At 64.3% G+C, this 26,185-nt stretch carries 26 protein-coding genes; 6 read left to right on the top strand and 20 right to left on the bottom strand.

The window, feature by feature from the left end; genetic code table 11:
- Positions 1-7: 7 nt before the first annotated feature.
- Genes mutM through gdhA form a run of 6 tightly spaced genes read right to left on the bottom strand, consistent with a single transcriptional unit; the run spans position 8 to position 4,780 of the window.
- Positions 8-844, bottom strand: a complete 837-nt coding sequence (gene mutM, locus C3B44_RS04040; protein WP_108432545.1) for a bifunctional DNA-formamidopyrimidine glycosylase/DNA-(apurinic or apyrimidinic site) lyase — start codon at positions 842-844, stop codon at positions 8-10.
- Complete coding sequence (gene rnc, locus C3B44_RS04035; RefSeq protein ID WP_108431253.1) at positions 837-1,595, bottom strand: ribonuclease III; 759 nt, start codon at positions 1,593-1,595, stop codon at positions 837-839. Before rnc ends, mutM begins: the two co-directional genes overlap by 8 nt.
- Positions 1,592-2,116: a YceD family protein gene (locus C3B44_RS04030; RefSeq protein ID WP_108431252.1), complete on the bottom strand. Its 525-nt coding sequence runs from the start codon at positions 2,114-2,116 to the stop codon at positions 1,592-1,594. The genes rnc and C3B44_RS04030 overlap by 4 nt, the downstream gene beginning before the upstream one ends.
- 32 nt (positions 2,117-2,148) lie before the next feature.
- Positions 2,149-2,865, bottom strand: a complete 717-nt coding sequence (locus tag C3B44_RS04025) for a DivIVA domain-containing protein (protein WP_108431251.1) — start codon at positions 2,863-2,865, stop codon at positions 2,149-2,151.
- 27 nt (positions 2,866-2,892) lie between these two features.
- Positions 2,893-3,420: a hypothetical protein gene (locus C3B44_RS04020; protein WP_146183474.1), complete on the bottom strand. Its 528-nt coding sequence runs from the start codon at positions 3,418-3,420 to the stop codon at positions 2,893-2,895.
- Positions 3,421-3,433: 13 nt separating this feature from the next.
- A complete protein-coding gene (gene gdhA / locus C3B44_RS04015; RefSeq protein WP_108431249.1) occupies positions 3,434-4,780 on the bottom strand; it encodes an NADP-specific glutamate dehydrogenase in 1,347 nt (448 codons plus the stop codon).
- A 228-nt stretch (positions 4,781-5,008) separates the two neighbouring features.
- Between gdhA and C3B44_RS04010 the strand changes: the two genes are divergently transcribed.
- Positions 5,009-6,010 carry a glycerate kinase gene (locus C3B44_RS04010; protein WP_108431248.1) on the top strand — a complete coding sequence of 334 codons (1,002 nt, stop codon included), beginning with the start codon at positions 5,009-5,011 and terminating at the stop codon, positions 6,008-6,010.
- Here the strand turns inward: C3B44_RS04010 and C3B44_RS04005 are convergent.
- Positions 5,980-6,384, bottom strand: a complete 405-nt coding sequence (locus C3B44_RS04005; RefSeq protein ID WP_108431247.1) for a hypothetical protein — start codon at positions 6,382-6,384, stop codon at positions 5,980-5,982. The two genes, C3B44_RS04010 and C3B44_RS04005, sit on opposite strands and share 31 nt — an antisense overlap.
- Before the next feature lie 30 nt (positions 6,385-6,414).
- Between C3B44_RS04005 and C3B44_RS04000 the strand changes: the two genes are divergently transcribed.
- The 3 genes from C3B44_RS04000 (at position 6,415) to C3B44_RS03990 (ending at position 11,581) form a co-directional block, all read left to right on the top strand.
- On the top strand, positions 6,415-7,743 hold the full coding sequence (locus C3B44_RS04000) for a DUF4921 family protein (RefSeq protein ID WP_235840445.1): 1,329 nt from the start codon (positions 6,415-6,417) through the stop codon (positions 7,741-7,743).
- A 72-nt stretch (positions 7,744-7,815) separates the two neighbouring features.
- Positions 7,816-9,078, top strand: a complete 1,263-nt coding sequence (locus C3B44_RS03995; protein WP_108431246.1) for an amidohydrolase — start codon at positions 7,816-7,818, stop codon at positions 9,076-9,078.
- Positions 9,079-9,214: 136 nt separating this feature from the next.
- Complete coding sequence (locus C3B44_RS03990; RefSeq protein WP_108431245.1) at positions 9,215-11,581, top strand: glycogen/starch/alpha-glucan phosphorylase; 2,367 nt, start codon at positions 9,215-9,217, stop codon at positions 11,579-11,581.
- On the opposite strand, the gene C3B44_RS03985 is transcribed toward C3B44_RS03990, so the two are convergent.
- The 5 genes from C3B44_RS03985 to C3B44_RS03970 form a co-directional block, all read right to left on the bottom strand.
- Positions 11,571-12,287, bottom strand: a complete 717-nt coding sequence (locus C3B44_RS03985) for an ATP-grasp domain-containing protein (RefSeq protein ID WP_108431244.1) — start codon at positions 12,285-12,287, stop codon at positions 11,571-11,573. The two genes, C3B44_RS03990 and C3B44_RS03985, sit on opposite strands and share 11 nt — an antisense overlap.
- Positions 12,288-13,334: 1,047 nt before the next feature.
- Positions 13,335-13,649, bottom strand: coding sequence for an MFS transporter (locus tag C3B44_RS03980; RefSeq protein ID WP_108431243.1), 315 nt, complete (start codon positions 13,647-13,649; stop codon positions 13,335-13,337).
- 24 nt (positions 13,650-13,673) lie between these two features.
- Positions 13,674-13,814 (bottom strand): hypothetical protein, encoded by a 141-nt coding sequence (locus tag C3B44_RS11625; protein ID WP_158268652.1) that lies wholly within the window; start codon positions 13,812-13,814, stop codon positions 13,674-13,676.
- Between the two features lie 270 nt (positions 13,815-14,084).
- The gene (locus tag C3B44_RS03975; protein ID WP_108431242.1) at positions 14,085-15,401 is read right to left on the bottom strand and encodes an HNH endonuclease; all 1,317 of its coding nucleotides are present in this window, start codon (positions 15,399-15,401) and stop codon (positions 14,085-14,087) included.
- A 369-nt stretch (positions 15,402-15,770) separates the two neighbouring features.
- Positions 15,771-17,021: an MFS transporter gene (locus tag C3B44_RS03970; RefSeq protein WP_158268651.1), complete on the bottom strand. Its 1,251-nt coding sequence runs from the start codon at positions 17,019-17,021 to the stop codon at positions 15,771-15,773.
- Between the two features lie 552 nt (positions 17,022-17,573).
- On the opposite strand from C3B44_RS03970, the gene C3B44_RS03965 reads away from it, so the two are divergent.
- Together C3B44_RS03965 and C3B44_RS03960 are read left to right on the top strand one after the other, a co-directional pair.
- Positions 17,574-18,503, top strand: coding sequence for a 3-hydroxyacyl-CoA dehydrogenase NAD-binding domain-containing protein (locus tag C3B44_RS03965; protein ID WP_108431240.1), 930 nt, complete (start codon positions 17,574-17,576; stop codon positions 18,501-18,503).
- 26 nt (positions 18,504-18,529) lie between these two features.
- Positions 18,530-19,459, top strand: a complete 930-nt coding sequence (locus tag C3B44_RS03960) for a 3-hydroxyacyl-CoA dehydrogenase (RefSeq protein WP_108431239.1) — start codon at positions 18,530-18,532, stop codon at positions 19,457-19,459.
- Between the two features lie 13 nt (positions 19,460-19,472).
- Here the strand turns inward: C3B44_RS03960 and pyk are convergent, their stop codons facing one another.
- From pyk to priA, 8 genes are all read right to left on the bottom strand, one after another.
- Positions 19,473-20,918, bottom strand: coding sequence for a pyruvate kinase (gene pyk / locus C3B44_RS03955; RefSeq protein WP_108431238.1), 1,446 nt, complete (start codon positions 20,916-20,918; stop codon positions 19,473-19,475).
- Positions 20,919-20,957: 39 nt separating this feature from the next.
- Positions 20,958-21,854 carry a prolipoprotein diacylglyceryl transferase gene (gene lgt, locus C3B44_RS03950; protein WP_108431237.1) on the bottom strand — a complete coding sequence of 299 codons (897 nt, stop codon included), beginning with the start codon at positions 21,852-21,854 and terminating at the stop codon, positions 20,958-20,960.
- Between the two features lie 25 nt (positions 21,855-21,879).
- The gene (locus C3B44_RS03945) at positions 21,880-22,692 is read right to left on the bottom strand and encodes an indole-3-glycerol phosphate synthase TrpC (protein WP_108431236.1); all 813 of its coding nucleotides are present in this window, start codon (positions 22,690-22,692) and stop codon (positions 21,880-21,882) included.
- An 81-nt stretch (positions 22,693-22,773) separates the two neighbouring features.
- Positions 22,774-23,460, bottom strand: a complete 687-nt coding sequence (locus C3B44_RS03940) for a TIGR02234 family membrane protein (RefSeq protein ID WP_108431235.1) — start codon at positions 23,458-23,460, stop codon at positions 22,774-22,776.
- On the bottom strand, positions 23,453-23,833 hold the full coding sequence (hisI, locus tag C3B44_RS03935) for a phosphoribosyl-AMP cyclohydrolase (RefSeq protein ID WP_108431234.1): 381 nt from the start codon (positions 23,831-23,833) through the stop codon (positions 23,453-23,455). The genes C3B44_RS03940 and hisI overlap by 8 nt, the downstream gene beginning before the upstream one ends.
- Positions 23,834-23,837: 4 nt before the next feature.
- Positions 23,838-24,611: an imidazole glycerol phosphate synthase subunit HisF gene (hisF, locus tag C3B44_RS03930; protein WP_108431233.1), complete on the bottom strand. Its 774-nt coding sequence runs from the start codon at positions 24,609-24,611 to the stop codon at positions 23,838-23,840.
- Positions 24,612-24,622: 11 nt separating this feature from the next.
- A complete protein-coding gene (locus C3B44_RS03925; RefSeq protein WP_108431232.1) occupies positions 24,623-25,417 on the bottom strand; it encodes an inositol monophosphatase family protein in 795 nt (264 codons plus the stop codon).
- A gap of 4 nt (positions 25,418-25,421) precedes the next feature.
- On the bottom strand, positions 25,422-26,162 hold the full coding sequence (priA, locus tag C3B44_RS03920) for a bifunctional 1-(5-phosphoribosyl)-5-((5-phosphoribosylamino)methylideneamino)imidazole-4-carboxamide isomerase/phosphoribosylanthranilate isomerase PriA (RefSeq protein ID WP_108431231.1): 741 nt from the start codon (positions 26,160-26,162) through the stop codon (positions 25,422-25,424).
- Positions 26,163-26,185 lie beyond the last annotated feature (23 nt).

The following is a 26,185-nucleotide window of genomic DNA, read 5'->3' as shown; positions in this document are numbered from 1 at the left end:
CAAAGTGTTAAATGCGCTGGCAGCGTGGGCAAAAATGGCTCGAACGATTCGAGATCGAGACGCGTTCGATCTCTCCGCCGCAACGCACACACGGCTGACCTTTACGCCCATAGACGTTGAGTGAACGCGAGAAGTACCCGCTGGCGCCGTTGACGTTGACATATAAGGCATCAAAGCTCGTCCCGCCGGCCTCGAGGGCGCGCTCCATGACCGCCCGCGCGCAGGACAAAAGGTTCACCGTGTCCTTCTGGCGCAGGCGATAGGCCTTGCGCACCGGACGGATCCCGGCGGCGAAGAGCGCTTCGTCGGCGTAGATGTTGCCGATGCCGGACACAATCTCCTGGTTGAGCAGCACGGATTTCACCGGCGAGCGCGAGGCGCGGATCCGGCGGGCGGTGGCCACGGCATCGAAATCCGGTTCCAGCGGATCGCGGGCGATGTGGGCGACGGGGGCGGGCACGCCGTCGACAAGCGGGGCATATAGCCAGCGACCGAACGTGCGCTGGTCGACGAAAGCGAGCTCGAGGGCGCGGCCGTCGACACCCTTGAGGTCGGCGAGGATGCGGGTGTGCACGGCGGTGCAGGTGCCGGGCGTGCCGACGAGCATCTGCCCGCTCATGCCGAGGTGGATGAAGAGGGCGTGGTGGTCGTCGAGAAGCAACCAGAGGTACTTGCCGCGCCGGCCGGTCGCCAGAACCGTGCGCCCGACCAGCAGGGACGCCAGCGGCTTATCTTGACCCCGGTTGGCGCGGGGATGCGTAACGCGCACGGCGTCGAAGCGGGCGCCGATCAGGTGATCGTCGAGGCCGCGGCGAACGACCTCGACTTCGGGAAGCTCAGGCATCGGCGGCGCGCGGATCATCGCGCAGCACGAGGAAGGCCTGGTGGGCGGCCTGCTGCTCGGCGAGCTTCTTGTTATGCCCGACGCCGGTGCCCAGGATCTTGTCGTTGATGGTGGCGTGCGCGGTGAACGTCAGGTCGTGCTCCGGCCCCTCAGAGGTCGCGGAGTAGACGGGCATCGGGGCCTTGAGCTCGGCGAGGCGCTCCTGCAGGGTGGTCTTCCAGTCGTGGGTCAGCCCGACCGCGGAGGCGTTGTCGATCTTCTCCGAGAAGAGATTCAAGATCACATCGCGGGTGACCTCGAAGCCGTGCTGGCGGTACAAAGCGCCGAGCAGGGCCTCGGTGGTATCGGCGAGGATCGAGTCCTTGTTTCGGCCATCGGTGATCAGCTCGCCCTTGCCCAGCAGGATGTGCTCGCCGAGGCCGATCTCGCGGGCGACGTCGGCGAGCCCATAGCGCGAGACGATCGAGGCGCGCATCTTCGAGATGTCCGACTCCGGGCGGGTCGGGTGCAGCTCGTAGAGCTTGCCGGCGATGGTCAGCCCGAGGACGGCATCGCCTAAGAACTCGAGCCGCTCGTTGTTCGGCAGGAAGTCGTTCTCGTTCGCGAAGGAGCGGTGGGTTAAGGCGAGTTTGAGGTGCTCGTCGTCGAGCGAGGCGCCGATGGTTTCCAGCAGCGGGGTGTGATCGACGGCCTCGTAGGCGGCAGCCCAGGCGGCCTCGCCGGTCAGGCGGTGTTTGCGGGTACGGCTCACAGGAACTTCTCCAGTCCGGCCCAGCGCGGATCCGTGCGGCCTTCGTCCTCCTCGCTGGAGATGCCGTCCGGCGCCGGCATGTTCTCGTCGTCGCAGCCGTCCGGGCAGGTGGGGTTGAACGGCAGGTTCAACCCGGCCTCGTCGATGACGGCCTGCTCGATGTCGATGGTGTCGTCGATGACGCTGGGGACTTCCTCGTCGGCGTCTTCGGCGTCATCGCCGGTCACGAAGTCCTCATCTGCGCCGAAGACCTGCGTGATCCGGAAATGCTCCTCCGGGTGCAGCGGGCGCAGGCAGCGCACGCACTCGCCGCTCAGGATCGCGGTGACCTCAGCATCGATCATCACCCCGCTGCCGAGAGGGGTGATGGTGGCTTCGACAGTGACGGGATCGCCTTCGGCGATGGCGATCATCTCGGGACCAATGCGCGACGGGGACGGGCCCTTCTGCCGACGGTCCTCCGGCAGGGCGTCGTTCGACTGGAGCAGCTCGGCGACATTGAAGACAAACGGAGAATTCATAACGGCCCCCTAGCCTACTCGGTCTCTACGCCTTACTGGTCGGTGCGGGGGCGGCGCTGCCGCGGCTGGCGCGGCGCCTGGTAGTCGTAGCCGGAGCCCGACTCGCTGCCGGCCGAACGATGACCGCCCGAGAGCCCCGCTCCGCGGCGCAGCGCCGCCCTATCGGAGCTCACGGTGCGCAGGATGGAGCTTAAGGAATCCTCGAAGTCGGCGAGCTTGGAGTCGACGAAGTCGTCGGTCTCCGAGCGCAGGCGGTCGGCCTCGGCGTGGGCGCTGTCGACGAGGCGGTGGGCTTCTTCGTCGGCACGCCGCATGACCTCGGACTCACTGACCAGGCGCTCCTGCTCCGCGATGCCCTCGTTGACGAGGCGGTCGGCTTCGTTGCGCGCGGAGGTCACGGTGCGCTCCGCCTCTTCGTCGGCGTTCGCGATGGTGGAGTGGGCGCGCTGGTTGGCATCGTTGACAATATCGTCGGCCTCGGCGTGGGCGCCACCGACGATCTGCTCGGCGTCGGCTTCGGCCTGGCCGACGATATCGCGGGCGCGTTCCTCGGCGCCGCGGATGATGTCGTCCTGCTTATCGAGGACGTCTTGAGCGTCGTCCATCTCCATCGGCAGCGCGTTGCGCAGGTCATCTAAGAGGGCGAGCACCTCGTTGCGCGGCACCACACAGTTGCTGGTCATGGGCACGCCGTAGGCCTGCTCGGTGGTCTGTACTAGTTCATCCAGGGCTTCGAAGACGCGATACATACCTTCACAGTACCGAGCGGGCACGCGCTAGCCAGTCGACGACACAGCGCCGAGATCGACGATCTGGCCTTCGATCACCACCGCGTCGGCCTCTTTCGGGATGATCCAGGTCTGGTAGAGCTCGAAGCTGCGCCCGTCGGCGACGTTTTTCGTCCAGAACACCCGGCCGTCGCCGGGCTCACGGCAGTTGGTGACGTACTGGGCGAGGACTTCTTCGCCCTCGTCGTTGAGGTAGGTCAGTTCGTCGAGAAGCAACCCGTCGGGGTTGGAGGAAAACTCGGAGTGCACCGCGCCATCCAGTTCGAGATAGGTCTCGTTATCGGCTGGGCGATCGAAGCCGGGGTCGCCTTCGCGGATCTGGCCATAGGCGCACTCGGAGATTCTCTCCAGAAAATGCACCTCGAGCGTACCGGAGCACTCATAGCCTTCGCCGCAGGTCACCGGCAGCGTGACGGACAGGTCAGTGACCTCGGGTTCGATGCCACCCGCGCAGGCAGACACCGCCCCTGCAGCGCCGATAACCACGGCGGCGCAGAGGCGGTGTCTAAAAGGCATGAGCGATACTGCGCTAGATGATGCCCTGGGCGAGCATCGCGTCAGCGACCTTGCGGAAGCCGGCGATGTTGGCGCCAAGGATGTAGTCGCCGTCGTGGCCATACTCGGCGGCGGTATCCGCGGAGCGGCGGAAGATCTGCTTCATGGTGTGGTGCAGGCGCTGGTCGGTGTATTCGAAGGACCAGGAATCGCGCGAGGCGTTCTGCTGCATCTCCAGCGCCGAGGTGGCCACGCCACCGGCGTTGGCGGCCTTGCCGGGCCCGAAGTGGATGCCGTTCTCGCGGAAAACCTCGATCGCCTCGGGTGTCGACGGCATGTTCGCGCCCTCCGCGACGTAGCGCACCCCGTTGTCGACCAGCTTCTGCGCGTTATCGCCGCTGATCTCGTTCTGGGTGGCACACGGCAGGGCCACATCCGCCTCGAGGTCCCAGATGGAGCCGGTGTCGTGGAAGGTCGCACCCTGGGCTTCCTCCACGTAGGTGGACACGCGCGCGCGGCGCTTCTCCTTGACGTCGCGCAGCAGCTCGACGTCGACGCCGTTCGGGGTGTGCACCCAGCCGGAGGAGTCGGAGAAACCGACGACGGTCGCGCCGAGCTCCTGGGCCTTCTCCACGGCGTAGATGGCCACGTTGCCCGAACCGGAGACGATCACCTTGGCGCCGGAGAGGTCATCGCCGTGTTCCTTCATCATCTCGGCGGTGAAGTACACGCAGCCGTAGCCGGTGGCCTCGGTGCGCACGAGCGAGCCGCCCCAGGTCAGGCCCTTGCCGGTGAGCACGCCGGACTCGTGGTTGTTGGTCAGGCGGCGGTACTGGCCGAACATGAAGCCGATCTCGCGGCCGCCGACGCCGATGTCGCCGGCCGGCACGTCGCGGTACTCACCGATGTGGCGGTGCAGCTCGGTCATGAACGACTGGCAGAAGCGCATGATCTCGCCCTCGGAGCGGCCCTTGGGGTCGAAGTCCGAGCCGCCCTTGCCGCCGCCGATGGGCAGGCCTGTCAGGGAGTTCTTGAAGATCTGCTCGAAGCCGAGGAACTTAATGATGCCCAGGTTCACGCTCGGGTGGAAGCGCAGACCGCCCTTATAGGGGCCGAGGGCAGAGTTGAACTGCACGCGGAAGCCGCGGGCGACGTGCACGTTGCCGTTATCAGAGATCCACGGCACGCGGAAGATGACCTGACGCTCCGGCTCGCACAGGCGCTGGATCAGCCCGTAGTCGGCGTAGTGCGGATCCTTCGACAGCACCACCTTGAGCGAATCGAGGACCTCGGCGACGGCTTGGTGGAACTCCGGCTCCCCCGCGTTACGCTTGAGGAGCTTGTTGTAGTACTCATTCACTTGCTGTTCAGCAGCGGACATGGTGCCACCTTTCTTCCGCATGATTTCTAACGCCCAATAGTTTTCTACGGCCCCCACACCCGCGCAAGTCGCCGACCCCCATATGACGCTGTGATCTACCCCATAGATACCCCCGCTGCGCCTCATGACCGCCGCCTGGCTGCACATTCCTTTCCACACTCAGAGGCTAAACTTTTGGTCGATATCTCCCATCCCAGCCCCCGATCCGCCCAAAGGAGCTTTCCCACCGTGGCCTATTCAGCACACGAACCTTCCCCGATCCGCGTCCTCGTCGCACCTTCCGGGGCGGGTGAGCTGAGCGCCGAGGACGTCGCCAAGCATCTCGGCGAGGGCGTGCGCTCGGTGATCCTCAATGCGGAGATCTCGCTTGCCCCGATGAGCACGCCGGCCCCCCGCCTGGCGCCGCTGTTTCGCGGCGAGCGCATTACCTTACCCACCACCGATGCCGCCGGCCGGCTCACCGAGGCCACCTATACCTTCGACCAGACGGCGGCGACCGCGTATATCGACGCCGCCGACGTCACCGGCACCGAGGCCTTCACGCCAGGCGAATCCGATAGCTACGGCATCGGCGTGCTTGCCGCCGACGCGCAGTCGCGCGGCGCCCGCCGCATCGTGCTCGGCTTAGACGGCGCGGTGACGGACGACGGGGGTGTGGGCATCCTCGTGGCCTTCGGCATCCACCCGCTCAACAGCGCCGGCCACACCCTGCCCAAGGGGGCGAATGCGCTCGAAGAGCTCGCCGACTTCGACACCGCGAAGCTCAACGCCGGCGCCGCCGCCATGGAGTGGGTCATGGTCACTGACACCGACGCGGGGCTCGCTAACAACGCAGCCGGCATGGCGCGTCTGGCCGAGGTCACCGGCGTGGATCCGCAGACCCCGGGCATCGGCTCCGGCGGCGGCATGGCGATGGCGCTGAGCTGGATCTCCAGCCTCATCCACGGCAGCGCGCAGGTCAGCCTCGTCAGCCCGGAACAGCTGGTCGCGCACACGGCGGATACGAGCGAGATCACCCAGGACCAGGCGCTGGTCATCACCGCCGGTGCCGCCCGGAGGGCATTCGCGGCGGACTCCACTAACGACGCCGACGTCCTCGGCCTCGCCGGCGAGACCATCCTGCAGGCTGATCTCGACGCCGCGGGCACGGAAAACGCCGCGGCCGCCTATGAGCGCGCCGGCGCGTCGATCGCCGCCGACTACCTGCGGATATCGACGGTCCAGGGATAAAACGCGGGGATCTCGAAGTCCTCGTGGCGCTCCTCGGCCACCCGGTCGCCCGGCAGGCTGGCCTGCGGGGTGAGCACGCGCGACAGCCCCATCGCCAGCTGGTTATAAGAGATCGCCTCTCCGTGAGCCTTCACCGAGTAGCGGTGCATACTCGCCGCGCCGGGCTCTTTGCCGTGTTCGCGGGTGTAGACGTCGCGCAGCTCGGTGACGACGGCCTCGTGCACGTCGTCGACCTGCTCGTGGGTGACCTCGCCGGAGCTGAGTTCGCCCTTGTCTACCAGGATCTTGAGGGCGAGGCGAAAGGCGTCGGCGACTTTCTGCGGAGAGTCGGAATGCTCGTTCGGGATGAGGACATCGAATTGGATGATCGGCATGTTCACTCAGCCTAATTTAGGCTGGGAGATATGACGATCCCCGGTCTCCACCAGCCCACGCCCCTGACCGTGATGTCGGACGGGACCATCAAGCAGATCAACCCGTTTTCCGGTACGGAAGTCTGGTCCGTGCCGGGCCGCGGCAACCGCCCGTTGACGAAGGCCAGCCGCACCCCGTCCCCGATCGACACCGACGGCCCCGAAAACTACTGCGCCTTCTGCGAGGCCCGCCAGCTGGCCACCCCGCCGGAGAAGTCCCGCATGGTGCGCTCCGGCAATAGTTGGGTGCAGCTCAGCGGCCTGACTCCCGAAGAGATGGCGAACACCCGCGCCGAGTTCCGGCGGGTGCCCAACCTCTTCGAGATCGTCAGCTACGCCTACTGGCAGGCCAACCACGGCTACCGCATGGACGAGGCCACGCGGCTGCGCATGGAGTCCTACCTCGCCGCTGAAGTCGGCCGTGAGCACGTGGATGCGATCGTCGATACGCGGCTGCGCGCCGCCGGCCGCGACCCCGAGCATATCGACGACGCCGAGCGCACCCAGCTGCGCGAGTCCTACTTCGCCGGTGGCCACGACGTGCTGATCTCTCGGCGTCACTTCATCGACGGCGCCACCCACGACGACCAGCTCGCCTCCTCGGGCACCTTGAGCATCGACGAGCACCGCGCGTTCATCCGCCTCGCCGTCGACTCGACGGAGGATCTCTATGCCCGCAACCATTACGCGCGCTACGTCTCGGTGTTCCAGAACTGGCTCTCCCCGGCGGGCGCGTCCTTCGACCACCTGCACAAGCAGCTCGTCGCCATCGATTCGCGCGGCGTGCAGGCTAACGAGGAGATCGCGCGGCTGCGGCTGAACCAGAACATGTACAACGAGTGGGGCGTGAACTTCGCCGGCTACCACAACCTCATCATCGCGGAGAACGACCATGCGGTGCTCCTCGTCGGCATCGGGCACCGCTACCCCACCGTGAGCATCTACTCGACGTCGGCGAACTGCCGGCCCTGGGAGCACACGCCCGAAGAGGTCGACGCGATGAGCGATCTCATCCACGCCGCGCACGCCGCCACCGGCCCGGAGGTGCCCTGCAACGAGGAGTGGCACCACCAGCCGCCGGATCTCGATCTGCCGATGCCCTGGCGCGTCAACATCAAGTGGCGCGTGTCCACCCTGGCCGGTTTCGAGGGCGGGACGAAGATCTACGTCAACACGCTCTCGCCGACCGACATCCGCGACCGGGTGGTCTCCTCGCTGTATGCGCTGCGTGATGAGGGGGTCATCTCCCGCGACATCCGCATCGCCACCGAGTGCAGCACGCGGCCTAACCGTTTGCTGTACAACCCGAACCTGAGCTGACGCCGGCTATAGTGGCTAGGGAATTTCCCACGTACCGTGTCACTAACCAGTACTTAAAGGATGATCCCGCACATGTCCGCCCCGACCGACGTCGCCCGCCTGCTGAGCAACCACAACGCCGATCTGTCGTTCCAAAGGCCCTTCTACGAGGACCTCCACGAGCGCCCAGAGCTGTCCGGCCAGGAGGCAGAGACTTTCGCGAAGATCCAGGACCTGCTCGAGCGCTTCAACTGTGAGGTCATCTCCCCGATCGGTGGGTTCGGGCTGTGCGCCATCTTCCGCAATGGCGACGGCCCGACGGTGCTCTTCCGGGCCGATATCGACGGCCTTCCCGTCAAGGAGGAGACGGGAGTGCCCTATGCGTCGACACGCGTGCGCCCGCGGCCCGATGGCACCATGACCGGCGTGATGCACGCCTGCGGCCACGATATGCACACCGCCGCGCTGGCCGGCATCTGCGCGATCATGGACGCCGACCGCGATTTTTGGAACGGCACCTTCATCGCCTTGTTCCAGCCGGCGGAGGAAAACGCGACCGGCGCGAACGCCATGATTTCCGACGGCTTGGTCACCCGCATCCCCCGGCCGGATGTGTGCATGGGCCAGCACGTGATGCCCGGGCGCGCCGGCGAGGTGCAGACCATGCCCGGCGCGATCTTCGCGGCCTGTGACTCGATCCGCATCACCATGTACGGCCGTTCGGCGCACGGCTCGATGCCGCACAAGGCGATCGACCCGACGTATATCGCGGCGATGGTCGTGGTGCGCCTGCAGGGTTTGGTGGGCCGGGAGGTCGACCCGGATGATTTCGCGGTGATCACCGTCGGCCAGATGAAAGCGGGCACGACGAATAACATCATCCCGGATTCCGCGGAGCTCGTGCTCAACTGCCGGTTCTTCGACAACAACACCAAGCGCCGCATCTACTCCTCGATCCGCCGCATCGTGCAGGCCGAGTGCGAGGCCTCCCAGTCGCCGAAGCCGCCGGAGTTCGAGTTCTTCGCGCACGGTGAGCTCGTCGATAACTCCCCGGAGGTCTACACCACCATCCGCCCGACCTTCGATAGGGTTTTCGGCCGCAACAGCGTCGAGGCCACCCGCTGGAGTGCCTCCGAGGACTTCTCCAACATCCCGACCGCCTTCCGGGCGCCGTATATCTTCTGGACCGTCGGCTGCACCCCGCACGATGTGTGGGACGAGGCCGTGGCCAACGGCACCGTGGATACGGATGTGCCGGTCAACCACCAGTCGACCTTCCTGCCCGACTATGAGCCGACCGTCGAGGCCACGACCAAGGCCGGCGCGGCCGCGGTGCTCACCTATCTCTCGGAGTGACGGAACTCCGCTTATCGACGGGTGTGGCCACGTGGTCACTCACACGGTGAAAGTCGCGGTCTACGTATAGTCTCGAATAGCGGAAACCGTAAATTTCAGCGTTGACTCGACTTTTCGAAGGCAGGTCTGATTCCCTGTGCGAACCAACCACATTGGTGGGCACGTCCGTGCCGCCGCCGGCTCTGTTCCCTCCCTCGCCACCGACCGCAAGTTCTGGTTCGGTCTCTCCCGCAACGTGATCGAGGAGATCGCCGACAACTGGACCGCCACCCGCAAAGCCTATGCCCCGGTGCGTCAGCAGCACTACTTTTCTGCTGAGTTCCTCATGGGCCGCGCGTTGCTGAACAACCTCACCAACCTCGGCTTGGTGGAGCGGGCCCGCGAGGAGGCCGCCGAGTACGGCCGCGATCTCACCGACGTGCTCGAGGCCGAGAAGGACGCCGCACTGGGCAACGGCGGCTTAGGCCGCCTCGCCGCCTGCTTCCTGGACTCCGCGGTAACCCAGGATCTGCCCGTGACCGGCTATGGCCTGCTGTACCGCTTCGGCCTGTTCCGCCAGGAGTTCTCCGACGGCTTCCAGGTGGAAAACCCGGATCCCTGGCGCGAGGACGGCAACCCGTTTACCATCCGGCGCGCCACCAACCAGCGCAAGGTCACCTTCGACGACATGGTCGTGCGCGCCATCCCCTACGACATGCCGATCACCGGCTACGGCACCGACAACGTGGGCACCCTGCGTCTGTGGAAGGCCGAGCCGATGGCGGAGTTCGACTACGACGCCTTCAACTCCCAGCGCTTCACCGAAGCCATCATCGAACGCGAGCGTGTCAACGACATCGTGCGCGTGCTCTACCCCAACGACTCCACCTACGAGGGCAAGAAGCTGCGCGTGCGCCAGCAGTACTTCTTCACCTCCGCCTCCCTGCAGGAGATGCTGGACAACCACCTCACCCACCACGGGGACGTGCGCACGTTCGCCGAGTACAACTGCATCCAGCTCAACGACACTCACCCGGTGCTCGCCATCCCCGAGCTCATGCGCTTGCTTCTCGACGAACACGGCCTCGGCTGGGAAGAGGCCTGGGACATCGTCAGCGATACCTTCGCCTACACCAACCACACCGTGCTCACCGAGGCCCTCGAGCAGTGGGAGGTCTCCATCTTCCAGGAGATGTTCTGGCGCGTCTGGGAGATCATCGCCGAGATCGACCGTCGTTTCCGGATGGACATGACGGTCCGCGGCCTCGAGCACCACGTTATCGAGCGCATGGCGCCGGTACAGAATGGCACCGTGCACATGGCGTGGATCGCCTGCTACGCCGTCTACTCCATCAACGGTGTGGCTGCGATCCACTCCGAGATCATCAAGCGTGACACGCTCGCCGATTGGGCCGCCATCTGGCCCGAGAAGTTCAACAACAAGACCAACGGTGTCACCCCGCGCCGCTGGCTGAAGATGTGCAACCCGCGCCTGTCGGAGCTTCTGACCTCCCTGGCGGGTAACGACGACTGGGTCACCGACCTAGACAAGCTCGCCGAACTCGATCACCTCTCCACCGACGGCGAGCTCATGGAGGAGCTCCAGGAGATCAAGCTGGCCAACAAGCATGACTTCGCGGAGTGGATCTACCAGCGCCAGGGCATCGAGGTCGACCCGGATTCCATCTTCGACGTCCAGATCAAGCGCCTCCACGAGTACAAGCGTCAGCTGCTCAACGCGCTCTACATCCTGGATCTGTACTTCCGCATCAAGCACGACGGCGAAACCGACGTGCCGAAGCGCACCTTCGTCTTCGGCGCCAAGGCGGCGCCGGGGTATGTGCGTGCGAAGGCGATCATCAAGCTGATCAACACCATCGGCGAGCTGATCAACAACGACCCGGAGGTCTCTCAGATCCTGCGCGTGGTGTTCATCGAGAACTACAACGTCTCCCCCGCCGAGAAGATCATCCCGGCCGCCGACATCTCGGAGCAGATCTCCACCGCCGGTAAGGAGGCCTCCGGTACTGGCAACATGAAGTTCATGATGAACGGCGCACTGACCTTGGGCACCATGGATGGCGCCAACGTGGAGATCGTTGACGCCGTCGGCGAGGACAACGCCTACATCTTCGGCGCCCGCGAAGAAGAGCTGCCACGCCTGCGCGCCGAGTACTCCCCGGACGAGTACTACGAGCAGGTCCCGGGCCTGAAGCGCGTGCTGGATGCCTTCGACGACGGTACCCTCGACGACCGCGGCACCGGCCTGTTCCACGAGCTGAAGAACTCGCTGATCCACGGCTACGGCGAGACCGCGACCGACACCTACTACCTGCTCGGTGACTTCGAGGACTACCGCGCCACCCGCGACCGCATGGCCGCCGACTACGTCGCCGACCCGCGGGCGTGGGCCCAGAAGTGCTGGATCAACATCTGCCGCTCCGGGCGCTTCTCCTCGGACCGCACGATCCGCGACTACGCCAACGACGTCTGGAAGCTCGAGCCCACCCCGATCACGAAGTAAGTGCTCCTTGCTGGACCAGTGAGCGCACCGCCTCGGAGATGGCATCGCCCGCTACGTTGAGCCACTTCTCCTCGCTATCGGCCCAGCTCCGAAGATCGGGGAACACCACGGCCGCATGCTCCCCGCGCTGGTTGAGGGGCGGCAAGCGCCTGTCGAGATACGTTCTGAACAGCACCTCAAAAGCCGTCGCGCCGACGCGGCCGTGGGCCTCGATCAACCGGGGTGTTTCTCCTTCGAGAATGAACTCGATGTGCGACAGGCCAAACCGGTAGCCCGCCACAGCCAAGACGGTGCGGGCGGCGTCGAACAGGCGGTCGCGGTCTTGGTCGCCGATGCGCGCCGGCTGAAGCTTTAGGCGGCGAAGCTGGGATTTTTTCGTGATGCTGTGGACGTTGGTACTACCGGAGCCAGAAAGAGGCTTGACGACGAGCCCCTCCGCCACCTGCCGCCTCAGTTCCACGAGGCGGCCATCGTCGTGGGGCGTGACGTCGACAAGCGAATAAAGCCCGTTGAGGCTCGAGCCGCTGGAGATGGCGTTACGCAGCCGGTGCTTGTCCCGCATGATTTCGAGGCTTCTCAGCGTCCGCAGCATGCCTTCTGCCAACCCCAGCGCGTTGGTGACGAGGGTGGCTACCTGGGAGGTGGTATCTCCTAATCCAAGGCACATCGAGCACTCGTCGACGATCGGCTCCAACGCTCTGGCCACACTCAGCGGGTTGAGGGGATCGCTCACCTCAGCGGTCGGATTACCCCCCCAGTGGACAGGGAGGATAAGGACTCAGCATCGCCCACGGCGATGACTTGTGCACCGACTTTCTCGGCGGCATCAAGGACCGCCTGCAGGGGCGTGAGCGTATAGAAAAACATGACCATTCCTTCCTGCGGGATAGGACGAAGGCTCCGTCAGATGCGGTTTGTTGGTAGCGCTTCTCCGGCAAGACGGTAGCGACGGTTTCCGGGTAGTTGGTGGCGGCCTTCTGGCCCCAGTTGCCACGTCCCAGCCTCGGCGCGCAGCAGACTCCTCAGCTTTCAGCAAACCCCGAATGCGGCGGCATCAGTGTTCGCCGCACGGCGCAGGTGACAATGTGCCTCGCGTGCCTATGAGTTCCCCGGGATTCATTAATTCCCGATTACGCACGTGTGCAAAACCCAGTCCGGACTATGCGGCGGCATAGTGAGTCTGCGACTGTTTTCGCTCGCGGGGGGCGTTGCGGTGACCCGGTTGGGTCGAAGGGTGAGGGGGCTGGCCCTGTTTTACGCACGTGCGTAAAAAGTAGGGGCCTGAGGCGACAGTGTACCCCGTGCACCTATGAGTTCCCCGGGATTCATTGGTTTCCGATTACGCACGCGCGTAAAACCCAGTCCGCACTATGCCGCGACATAGTCGCGTAGGTGGGCTTCCCGCCTAGCTCAGTAGCCCAAGGCGGCGATCCAGTAATTCTCTTTGGGCTGATCGCCAAGGCGCACGGAACACTCCGGCAGGCGCATTCCGGCGAGAAAGACTCCGCGGTGCCGCACACCGTGGGATAAGGCCTATCGCCGTAATCTCTGTGCACCCGACAAGAAGAATTCCCTTCCGTAGTACCGACACAACAAACGCCGAACCACAAGGCCTCCGCATCAGAGACATGGAGGAACTAGAGGGGACTCCCATCCAAGTACCCGGAACCCTACTACCAACTACGCGGACACGCACTACCACCTACCCCGAGCCGGCAGGCCCCAGACAGGCCGAGCACTGCCAAAAACAACGTCAAGTAGATAACGGCCCCCGGGGCACCGACGCTTTCGTGAGAGCGCCGCCGGCGCTCGCGCCAGTCAACAATGCGACACCGGCAAAGGTGGCGGTCATGCCATAGGCCCGGGTAAGCCCCGCCCCTTCCCGACGCAGCTGCGCAGTCACCTCGTCGAGTGTCGGGCTGACCAGGAGCTCAGCCACACTAAACAGCATCGCGAAAACAACGAGAGTCACTGGGGCAGCCGGCAGGGGGAGAACCGAAAATCCCGCGATGAAAAACACGAATCCACCCGCCAGAACGTACGGCGACCTGACCTGCTTGAGGGCCATAACGAGAAGTGGGTACTGCAAAGCCTAGATGAGGATGGCGTTACCGGTGTAGACCCACGTCGACCCGAGAAGCGTACCGAAGCCGCTTTCGGCATAGGGCGGGACGACGAGCGGCCACTGCGAATAGATCCCCCAATACGCCACGGTGCATCCCAGCAACACCACGAACGACCAGTCCCAGCGGCGCGTTGTGGGGCGGCGACGGGGGTCTGACGGCGGAGTCGACCCCGCGAGCGGAAACTGCCCCAGACTCACTATGCCGCCGCATAGTACGGGCGGAAAGCTTTACGCACGTGCGTAATCGAGAACGGAGACTCGAGGAATCTCAGCACTCCAGCGGGAAGAGCGCCCCGAGGTTTCTCCGGTCCAAAGGGTTGGTTTTACGCACGTGCGTAAACCCTCGCACCAAGCACAACCCCGCCGGCCTACAAGCCCCTAAGCCTCAGCATCATCCGGGTCTTGAAAACTCATCACATCGTCACCGAGCTCGATGACGTCACTACCCGGCGGCAACGCTGGCACATCCAACCGCGACAACTCCATTGGCCTCCGCACTGGCAAACCACCATGGCGCGAGGCATACACCTCACCTGTGCGGTACCGAAACACCAACGCCCCTGGCTCCCCGGACTCCCAAAACATCTCTATCACCCCGGAGGTCACCAAGGAATGACAAGAGCTACACAACGCCGCCATATTCCACGGCTCTGTGCGCCCACCCTGCGACCACGGGATCACATGGTGGAACTCCATAAACTGCGTATGGCAACACCCCGGAGCCGCACACTGAAAACCCCATCTCGTTAGTATCGCCAACGCCTGAGCATCGCTGACCAACCGGCGGGTACGCCCTAATACGAGAGACGCTCCCCGATCATCCAGCAAATGTCCCCGCAACTGACCGTTGACAATCTCCGCAGTCACCGCCTGCTCACTCGGTACGGGCAACCCTGGCAGAATCGACTGTCCATCCTCCGTCTGAATCACATGCACCTGCGTACCTGGGGCACGCCGACGATTTACCGGTGACGACCGCGCCAGATTGATCAAACCCATCAGCGCCGGCACCAACTGCGACGCCGCAGTCCTGCCATACCCACTCACCGACGACCACTCCTCAGCGCCCTCAGAATCACCGGCCTCCCGGGCAGCCTCCGCCTGCGCTGCGGCTTCGGCGGCCGCGCGTGCTTCCGCCTCAGCTTCTGCTTTGACTAACTCCTCATGGACACGCTCATCATCCTCGAAAACCTCTGGGTCAATATCATCTAAATCCACCAGATTCGCCAGCTCACCAACCTTCAGAGCTGCCATCAACTTCGCTCCGGATATCGGATCCAGATCACCGGAGAAACGAATGCGTCCGTTGGACTTGTCCACCCACATCCGGAAGCTGTTTTCCTTCGGTCGCTCGTCCTGCCTGTTATCCCGATGATTCATCAGGATGCGTTCCAACTCCCGGTAGGAATGCTGTTCTGCCAGTAACAACAGCTCGATCTCGTTGTCTTTCGTCAGATAGCTACTCAACAACCGCACATGGGAATACCCGATCTTGGTTTGCTCGAAGGAGTAAGCGACATAAGCGAACTCCAGCAGTACGCGAGCCACGCGTAGGTAGTCGTAGGCGGTGGTCGGGGCGATGTCCAGTGCCCGGGTCATCCATTCAGCGGTAGTGGACGAGCCTGCGTCTTTCGCTAGCCCGCGGGCGTCGAAAAGTGCTAGGGCGATAAGGAATTTGGCTTTGTAGTGCTGCATGGACTCACGCGCTGGTGAGGCGGTACAAGATGTCGTCGTTGGTCAGTTCTTTAAGGTCTTCCATTTCTACCCCCGAGTTTTCGTCCATGTGTTCGATTTGCCAGAAAGGGTAGAAAATAGGGTGGACATTAACCGGCAATGGGGGTAAATCGCGGGGGTAGAATGAACATATACCCAGTTAGATCCATAACTCGCAAGAGTCACTCAAGACGTATGGCTAGGACATAGGCAGTAACATCCTTCGACACGGCACCGGCCGTCGAATGGAACAGCTGTACCTAACAGATGGAGGCCCCAAAGAGGCCGGTACACTAGCGACGCCTGAGACGCCGGCTACCGTACGGGCCTTAAAAAACCGCTCTTGAACAGCTACGCTGCGACAGCTTCTTCCTTGTCTTTGACCACCGGCTGTTTCTCGACAGGCTTTCCAACCGAGGGCATCATCAACATGAATGCAGTAGCAAAGGCGAAGAGCACGCCGAAGATCATGATGCCCACAGAGAAGGAGAACACCTCGGCAATCGCGCCGACCACCAAGGGGCCGAAGGCTGAGATACCGCGGCCGATGTTATAAGTGAACCCGGCCCCGGTAGTGCGGATGCGCGCCGGGTAGAGGCTGCTGATGTACGGGGCATAGATGCCCGGAAGCACCATGCAGAAGCAGAACAGAGGACCAACCAGCCACAGAAGAGTCTTGCCGCTGGTAAAACCATACAAAAAGAGCATCACTCCAGATCCGATCAGCGACACCAAGATTGCCCGCTTGCCACCAAGGTAATCAGCGAGGTAACCAAAGACGAAGAAGCCGACCACGGAGGTCATACTCATGACGGTGATGTGGTTGCCAATTTCAGCCTGGCTGAAATCACGCTCGACGGCCAGGTAGGTGGGGAACCAAGAGTTGGACCCGTAGAAACCGACCATCGCGAAGCTGCAGACGATACTGGCAATGACGGTAAGGCGGGCGCGACCATCCCGGAAGAGCTCTCCAAAACCAGCAGCTTCCGTCTGCCCCTGCTCTCTTCGATTGTGACGATCCTGCCTCCAGACCTCTGATTCCCGGAACAGCACCAGCACGACCACGAGCGGGATGAAGGCAGAGATTCCCGCGACCAGAAACAGCAGGCGCCAGTTGGGCAGCAGCAGTGTTGAAAGCTGGGCTGCAAGAGCGCCACCGAATGGATACGCCGCCATCACCACACCGATCGCCTTACCACGGTGCCGTGCCGGCCAGGTTTCGGTGATGTAGGCCGCGAGCACACCCCACACTCCACCGAGGCCCACGCCCGCAAGGAAACGCATGACCATGATGATCCAGACCGACGGCGCCAAGTAGATACCCGCGGTCAGAACCACGAAGACAACGAGGCAGGTCAGAAGGGCAAATTTCCGGCCCATATTATCGGCGACAAATCCGATAATCGGGCCGCTGAACCCCATGCCGATCAACGTGGCCGTCACCAAAACGCCAGCCGTAACCGGCGTGATGGCGAATTCCTCCGAGAGAGCCGGAAGCACGAAGGATAGAACCGTCACTTCCAGGCAGTCGAACATATAGACGAGAAAAGACCCAACAAGCACGATCCACTTGTAGGAGCTCTTGGTGCTATCCCAAATCATGACCTCACCTTCCAGTTGGCCTTCACGCGGGAATCCTGACCCGCTTGGGTTGTGTTCTAGAACACATTTGGACGTGCTTTTAGTTCTTATCACCCCCGAGTCAGCGGCCCTATCCCTGAGCGGTCGCCAGAGAACACGGCGCATCGCCACCAAACAGCAAAAGCCCAGCTCTTGTAGTTTTGCTTAGAAAATTGATACCCACCCGGTATTTCTCATGCCGCGATAAGGGTTTAATGCCGGACACCTCTTACCCCCAGGCAGGGACTTCACCCACCGATCAGCGGACCTATGGACATATCGGAGCCGACAAGCCCCACCTCAGCCAGCCCTACCTGAAGAATTAATTTTCTCGCCGATAGCAATCCTAATGAGTTAAGAATTAATCCCATGGAAGTGACTTAGGTCACGCTACGGCTACTTTAATAGTGTTCACCACACCGAGGATGAGGGGTGGTCGATGCCGGAGGAGGCCACCGCGTACCGGAGAAACACCGCCTCGTGGGCTGCTTAGAGCTTTAGCCATCGACCACCCACTGAAGAAGGAGTGACTCTATGACCGCAGCGCACACCGTGGCTGTCCTAGGCGCGGGCAACCTGGGAGCTCCGATTGCCTACCGCCTGGGGTTCTTCGGGCATCGCGTGACCTCTTATGACATCAGCGACGACGCCGTTGCGGCGGCCCGTACCCGCATGCACAAGATCGCTGAGAACTATGTGCGGGATTTGGAAGACGTCGATAAGCACCAAGCCGATAAGGTCCCGGATAAGATCCGCATGACCACCTCGCTAGCAGAAGCCGCCCAGGGCGCGGACTTCATCATCGAGGCGGCACCGGAAAACCTCGAGGTCAAACGCGCCACCTACGCCCAGCTCGCGCCGCAGCTGGAGGAGAAGACGGTACTGCTGACCAACACATCTCTCCTACTGCCGAGCGACATGATGGATGCCACCGGCCGGCCGGAGAAGTTTTTGGCGTATCACTTCGCCAACACGATTCACCTGAGAAACATCGTGGAGATCATGCCCACGCGAGAGACCGACCCGGAAGTCACCGACGCCGTGGTCGATTTCGCCCGCACGTTGGGCATGAAGCCGATCCGCCTGCACCGCGAGCACGCCGGCTACGTGATCAACTCGCTGTTTTCCACGTGGATGCGGCACGCCCGCGACCTGTGGGTCAAGGGCGTGGCAGATATCGAAACGATCGATGACGTCGCCGAGGTCATCGCAAGCGGACCTGACCTGCGGCCCTTCTACGCGCAGGATCGCATCGGGTTCAACGTGAGCTACAACGTCAACAAGGTCCGGGCTGCCGAGGGCGATGCCGCAGCGGCAGAGTACTGCCGGCGCATCAAAGAAGACTTCATGGACAAAGGCCACATCGGGATCGAATCGGGCGAGGGCTTCTACATCTACGACGACGAGCGCCGGCCGATCCGTCTCTCGGACGCGGCACACAAACACTACGAACCCATCGACTAACACCGCACCAACCAAGGATTAAACCCATGACCACCGCACGAACCATCGCCGTCTTAGGCGCCGGCAACCTCGGCGCCCAGATCGCCTACCGCGCCGCTTTTAGCGGCCACCGCGTGACCTCTTTCGATATCGACGACGACGCCGTCGACGCGGCGCGCACCCGCATGCGCACGATCGCGGGCAACTATGTGCGGGACCTGGAGAGCGTCGATAAGCAGCAGGCCGATAAGGCCCTCGAAAACATCCGCATGACCACCTCTTTAGAGGAAGCCGCCCAGGACGCGGACTACATCATCGAGGCGGTGCCGGAAAACCTCGAGATCAAACGCACGACCTACACCACCCTTGCACCCTTCCTCGAGGACAAGACGGTGCTGCTCACCAACACCTCGACCCTCTTACCCAGCGACATGAAAGACGCCACCGGCCGGCCGGAGAAGTTCCTGGCGTATCACTTCGCCAACGATATTCATCTCAAGAACATCGTGGAGATCATGCCGACGCCTGATACCGACCCGGCTGTCACCGACGCCGTCGTCGACTTCGCCCGCGAGATGGGCATGAAACCGGTGCGCCTGCACCGCGAGCATCCCGCCTACGTGATCAACTCGCTGTTTTCCACGTGGCTGAAGTATGCCCACGAGTTGTGGGTGAAAGGTGTGGTCGACATCGAAACGATCGACGACGTCGCCGAGGTCATCGCAGGCGGACCCGACCTGCGGCCCTTCCAGGCGCTGGACAACATCGGGCTGAACGTCAGCTATAACATCAACAAGAACCGGGCGGCACAAGGCGACGCGTCCGCCGCGGAGTACTGCCGCCGGATCAAGGAAGACTTCATCGACAAGGGCAAGATCGGAGTCGAATCCGGCGAAGGCTTCTACGTCTACGACGACAACGACCAGCCGATCGGCCTCTCAGAGGCAGCGCGCAAGCACTACGAGCCGATCGACTAGCCCCACCAAGCACCTAGCGCAGGTGATCCTGGTGGTGCTTCGGGACGGTCACGTCCTCGCCCAGCATGTGCACGTGGATCATGTTGGTGTTGCCGGATACCCCGGGCGGGGTACCGGCGACGACGACCATCATGTCGTTTTCCTGGTACTCCTCGAGGCGCAGCAGCTCGGCGTCGAGGACGTGCATCATCTCATCGGTGGACTCGATGGAGTGACACAGGAAGGTCTCCGCGCCCCAGGTCAGCGCCAACTGCGAGCGCACCGAGGGGTGCGGGGTGAACACGAGCAGCGGCAGCGGCGAGTGCAAACGCGCCACGCGCTTGGCGGTATCGCCCGAGGTGGTAAACGCCACCAAGGCGCGGGCGCCGAGGCGCTCAGCGATGTCGCGGGCGGAGTAAGAGATGACTCCGCGCTTGGTGCGCGGCACGTGGCTCAGCGGCGGCACGTGCCCGTCGCGTTCGGCGACGCGGACGATGCGGGCCATGGTGCGCACCACGTTGTGCGGGTCCTTGCCGATCGACGTCTCGCCGGAGAGCATGACCGCGTCGGCGCCGTCGAGGACGGCGTTGGCCACATCCGAGGCCTCGGCGCGGGTCGGGCGGGAGGACTCGATCATGGAGTCGAGCATTTGCGTGGCGACGATCGCCGGCTTCGCATTCTCCCGGGCGATCTGGATGGCGCGCTTCTGTACCAGGGGCACGTCCTCGAGCGGGATCTCCACGCCCAGGTCACCGCGGGCGACCATCACGCCGTCGAAAGCTAAGACGATGGATTCGAGCGCGTCGACGGCCTCGGGCTTCTCCAGCTTCGCGATGACCGGCACGCGGTAGCCGAACTCGTCCATGATCTCGTAGACCAGATCGACATCGGCCGGGGAACGGACGAAGGAGAGGGCAACGAAGTCGACGCCGAGCTCCATCGCAAAACGCAGATCCGCGATGTCTTTCTCCGACAGCGCCGGCACGGAGATGTCCATGCCCGGCAGGGAGACGCCCTTGTTGTTCGACACGGGCCCGCCTTCGACGACTTCGCAGACGACGTCGTTGCCGTCGACCTCTTTGCATACGAGGGCGACCTTGCCGTCATCGACCAGCAGGCGATCGCCCGGCTTCGCGTCCTGGGCCAGGTTCTTATACGTGGTGGAGACGCGATCGTGGGTGCCGGCGACATCGTCGACGGTGATGCGCACGACCTCCCCGTTCTCCCAGTAGGTCGAGCCGCTTTCGAAACGGCCGAGGCGGATCTTCGGGCCCTGCAAATCGGCGAGGATGCCGACGGCGTGGCCGGTCTCGTCGGTCGCCTCCCGGACCCAGCGGTAGTTCTGCTCATGCTCCGGGTGCTCTCCGTGGGAGAAGTTCATCCGGGCGACGTTCATGCCGGAACGGACCAGCTCGAGGATGCCCTCCTTGCTGGCCACGGCCGGGCCAAGTGTACAAACGATCTTCGTTCTTCTATCCACGGCTACCACCCTACTTCAGCGGCGGGCATCCTCGCTCTGCTAGCGCTCACGGGCGGACTTGATGAGCTCGCCGTCCTCGTCGCGCGGGCGGGGATCGACCTCCCGCGGGGTTTCGCGGCCCGACTTGAGTAGGAAGAAGATGATGACGGCCGCGATGAACACGAGCGCGGAGACCCAGGTGTTGACGCGGAGGCCGAGGATCATGGTGGCTTCGTCGGCACGCAGCAGCTCGATCCAGAAGCGGCCAGCGGTGTACCCGGCGACGTAGAGGGCGAACACGCGGCCGTGACCGAGGCGGAAGTACCTATCCGCCCAGATGAGCAGGAAGAACACCGCGACGTTCCACAGCAGCTCATAGAGAAAGGTCGGGTGCACGGTGGCGATGACCTCGCCGGTCGAACGCCCAGTCAGCGGCGCGAACTGGCCGGTCTCGTCGACGCGGTAGTAGATCTCCAGCGCCCAGGGAACCTCGGTTTCGCGCCCGTAGAGCTCCTGGTTGAACCAGTTGCCCAGCCGGCCGATGCCCTGGGCGAGGATGATGCCGGGGGCGACGGCGTCGGCAAAAGGCGCGAGCGGGACGTTTTTGAAGCGGAACAGCACCCACACGGCAATACCGCCGAGGGCGACCGCACCCCAGATGCCAAGCCCGCCGGCGGTGATGTTGAAGGCCTGCCAGGGGTTACCGTCCTCGCCGAAGTACTTCGGGGCGTCGGTGATCACGTGGTAGAGACGCCCGCCGATGAGGCCGGCGGGGATGGCGACGATCGCGGCGTCCCACACATCGTTGGGGTCCCCGCCCCGGGCGGTGTAGCGACGCACCGTGAGCCACAGGGCCACCAGGATGCCAATGATGATGCAGATCGCGTAGGCACGCAGCGGGAATCCGCCGATGTCCCACACGCCCTGCGGCGGGGACGGGATGTTCGCGGTGATCATGTGTTGCACTCTAATAGAGTGCCCCCTAGCGCGTCGGGCACGCCGGGTGCTGGCCGGTGGCCACCAGCGTGCGGGCGGCGCCGGCGGGATCCGCAGCACTCATGATCGACTCGCCGACGAGCACAGCATCGGCCCCGGCGGCGGCATACGCCAGAAGGTCGTGGGAGGTGCGCACCCCACCGAGGGCGATGCGCAACACGTCCTGCGGGAGGCCGGGGACGATGGCGGCGAAGTTCTCGCGGTCGATGCGCGAGTTGTTGATCGACCACGCGTTGACCCCGATGACCCGGCAGCCGGCGTCTAAGGCTCGGTCGGCTTCTTCGGGGGTGCGCACCTCGGCGAGCGCGGTCATGCCGAGCGATTCGATGCGGTCGATCAAAGAGATGAGGCGGGCCTGGTCGAGGAGTTCGACCTGCAAGGGCACCATGTCGGCGCCGTAGTAGCGGGCCTCGTGGATCTGGTAGGGATCGACGATGATGTCGCGGCACATCATCGGCAGCTCGACGGCGTGGCGGGCGGCGGACATGTCCTCCAGCGAGCCGGCGAAGCGCAGCTTCTCGGTCTGGCAGGCGACCATGTGCACCCCGGAGTCTTCGAGTAAGGATGCGATGTCGCCGACGGAGTCGATGGGCACGTCCGCACCGGTCGGGGGGATCTTGCGTTTGATTTCGGCGACGACGCCGCAGCCGCTGCGCAGGATCGCCGCCGCGGCGTCCCTAGGCTCCGGGCCCGTTGTGGAGAGCCTTTTGATCTCCTGGAAGGATGTGCGCGACTCCCGGGCCGCCACATCTTCGAGGATGCCCGCGACTACCCGATCCACGGGCAAGGGCGCACCCATACACACCTCCCGGCTGGCTCCGTGCCGATGATCACACGTGCAGCGTATCCAAAGGGCGCGGGGAGCCGGAAATCAGCCCCCTTAACGGCGGTCGGCGGAAGTGTCGGTGGGGTCGATGTCATCGTCAAGCGCGTCCCACATGACGCGCCCGGAATCCGGAGAATTCTCCAAGTCCTCGGCGAGCTTTTCGCGGCGGGCGGCGGCGCGTTCGTACTTGTTCATCTTCGCGCCGTCGGCGCCCGGCTGGGTGGCGAGCAAAACTGCGCCGAACACGGCGACGGCCGCCCCGATCAGCGCCACCACCGGGCCGGCCGCCTGCACCGAGGTGGCCGTGACCTCCGCCCACTCGGCGATGCTCACCGGGGCGTCGGCGCGCTGGGAGGCCGCACCCGTCAATAGCAGGTTGTGGGCGCGCTCGGGGTCGGCTCCGGCGGTGAGCAGGCGCACAGGCGTGAGGCTGACCCCCACCGCGGCGAGGGCCCCGATGATGCCGGACAGGCGGCGACCGAGGCGTCGCAAAGCCAGGCCCGCGATCATGGCGACGAGTAGGACCAAAGCGACCGCCATCGACTCCGTGGACCAGGTGGCCCCGACCAGCTCGTGCTGGGAGGCGCCGGAGAGCTCGTCGTTGACGTCGACGGACACCCACCTCATCCGCGAGCCGATCCAGAGGATCAACGCGCCGAGGCCCAGCAGCAAGGCGCCGATGCGCCCCTTGCGCCGGGAGCGGGACCGGATGGCTTCCGTCGAGCTGACAGCGCTACTCATCGTCTCCCTCCTTGAACAACTGATCGGCATCAAAGCAGGTGCGATCGCCGGTGTGGCAGGCCCCGCCCTTCTGGTGGACCTTCATAAGCACGGTGTCGCCGTCGCAATCGAGGCGGGCCTCGGTGACCTCCTGGGTGTTGCCGGAGGTCAAGCCCTTGATCCAGTACTCCTGCCGGGAGCGCGAATAATAGGTACCGCGGGCGCTCGCCAGCGTATAGGCCAGCGCGTGCTCATCCATCCAGGCGAGCATGAGCACCTCGCCGGTCTCCGCGGCCTGGACGACCGCCGGCACGAGCCCGTCGGCGTTGAAGCGCACGCGCTTTTTCACCTCGGGATCGAGGTCATAATCCTGCGGGTTCTCGGAGTCTGCCATCGTCCTAGCGCACCTCGTATCCGGCCTCGCGCAGGGCGTTTTTCGCCTCGGCGATGGTGACTTCTTGGAAGTGGAAGATGCTGGCGGCTAACACGGCGTCGGCACCCGCGGCGATCGCCGGCGGGAAGTGCTCGGCTTTACCGGCACCGCCCGAGGCAATGATCGGGATGTTGACGGCCTTTCGTACCGCGGTGATCAGCTCGATATCGAAGCCCCGCTTCGTGCCGTCGCCGTCCATGGAGTTCAACAGGATCTCGCCGACGCCGAGGCGCTCGCCGGTGCGCGCCCACTCGATCGCATCGAGGCCGGCCGAGCGGGTGCCGCCATGGGTGGTGACCTCGAAACCGCTGGGCTGCGGCTCGCCGTCGGCCCGGACGCGGCGGGCGTCGACAGATAGCACGATGCACTGGGAACCGAAACGGTCGGCAAGCTCGCGCAGCAACTCTGGGCGGGCGATGGCGGAAGTGTTCACCGAGACCTTGTCGGCGCCGGCGCGCAGCAGCTCATCCACGTCGGCGACGGTGCGCACTCCCCCGCCGACAGTCAGAGGGATGAAGACCTGCTCGGCGGTGCGGCGCACGACCTCGAGCATCGTACCGCGGTCCTGTTTCGAGGCGCTGACGTCGAGGAACGTCAGTTCGTCGGCGCCTGCACCGTCGTAGCGGCGGGCCAGTTCGACGGGATCGCCGGCGTCGCGGAGGTTTTCGAAGTTCACGCCTTTGACGACACGACCTTCGTCGACGTCAAGGCACGGGATAACGCGGACGGCCAGAGACATAAGGCCACCTCCTATGAGGAAGAACGGTCAATCTCTGCCATCGTACCCATGATCTCCGCGTGGGCCGACGGGGTCCCCGCGACGACTCCCGTGGCCTGGGGGTGCCAGGCGTCGCCGTTGATGTCGGTGACCACTCCCCCGGCCGCACGCACCAGGGCGACACCCGCGGCGTTGTCCCAGACATACGGCGAGAAGCTCACCGAGGCATCGAAGATGCCCTGGGCGGTCAACGCGAGATCGACGCCGACGGAGCCGGTGATCCGGGGGCGCAGCGGACCGGACGCCAGGCGCGAGAGCATCTCCTGGCGATACCCGCTGGAATGCCCCGAGGTCTTCGGCGAGGACACCGAGGAGAAACCGACCTGCGAGACCAGCTCGCAGCGATCGGCGATCGGCTCGATGGGACGGCCGTTGACATAAACGGGCCCGCCGTCGACCATCGTAAGGCGCCGCCCGAGCAGCGGGATGGAGGTCACGGCGACGCGCGGCTGGCCGTCGACGATCAGGCTGATGAGGATCGCGCACATCGGGTTGCCGGCGGCGTAGTTGCTGGTGCCGTCGATGGGGTCGACGATCCACATGGCCTGCGGGTCATAGTCGCCGCCGGCTTCCTCGCCGTAGACATGAATGCCGGAGGCCTCCTCCAGCATCTCACGCACGGTCGCCTCGATCTCGAGGTCGGCGTGCGTGACGAAATCCCCGGGCAGCTTGAACTCGCTGGGATCCGCGCCGAGCCCGGCGACGAACATGGCCTCGGCTTCGTCGGCGACGGTCTCGGCCACCGCCAGGTGCCGCGTGAGATCCATGGACCTACCCCAGCTTCTCGACGGCCGCGAGCGCCTCCACCAGGGTGAAGCGCTTCTCGTAGAGCGCCTTGCCGATGATCACCGAGTCGATGCCCTCGTCGGCATACTCGGCGACCGCCAGGACATCATCCAGCGAAGAGATCCCGCCAGAGGCGGTGACCGCGGCGTCGGTGGCGGCGGAGACATCCCTTAAGAGCTCGATGTTGGCGCCGGAGAGCATGCCGTCGCGGGAGACGTCGGTGACGATGAAGCGGCGGGTGCCGGCGGCGTCGAGACGCTCGAGGACCTCCCAGAGATCGCCGCCGTCGGAGACCCAGCCGTTACCCTTCGTGCGGTAGCTGCCGTCTACTTCGGTCACGGCGATATCGATGCCGATGCGCTCGCCGTGCTCACGGATGACCCGGCTGATCCACTCCGGGCGCTGCAGGGCCGCGGTGCCGATGTTGACGCGCTCGGCGCCGGTAGCGAGGGCGCGCTCGAGGGAGGCGTCGTCGCGGATCCCGCCGGTGAGTTCCACGTGGATATCCAGCGTGCGGGTGATCTCGGCCATGAGCTCGTGGTTCGAGCCGCGGCCGAAGGCGGCGTCCAAGTCGACGAAGTGCAGCCACTCGGCGCCCTGCTCCTGCCAGTTAAGCGCCGCCTCTAAGGGGCTGCCATAAGACTTCTCGGTGCCGGCCTCGCCCCGATCGAGGCGGACGGCCTGCCCGTCGACGACGTCGACCGCGGGGAGGAGTGTAAACGTCATGGTGGCAATACTAGCGCCGCCGG

Origin of the sequence: Corynebacterium yudongzhengii, from assembly GCF_003065405.1 — a bacterium.
GTDB lineage: Bacteria > Actinomycetota > Actinomycetes > Mycobacteriales > Mycobacteriaceae > Corynebacterium > Corynebacterium yudongzhengii.
This window is presented reverse-complemented; position numbering and strand designations above follow the sequence as displayed.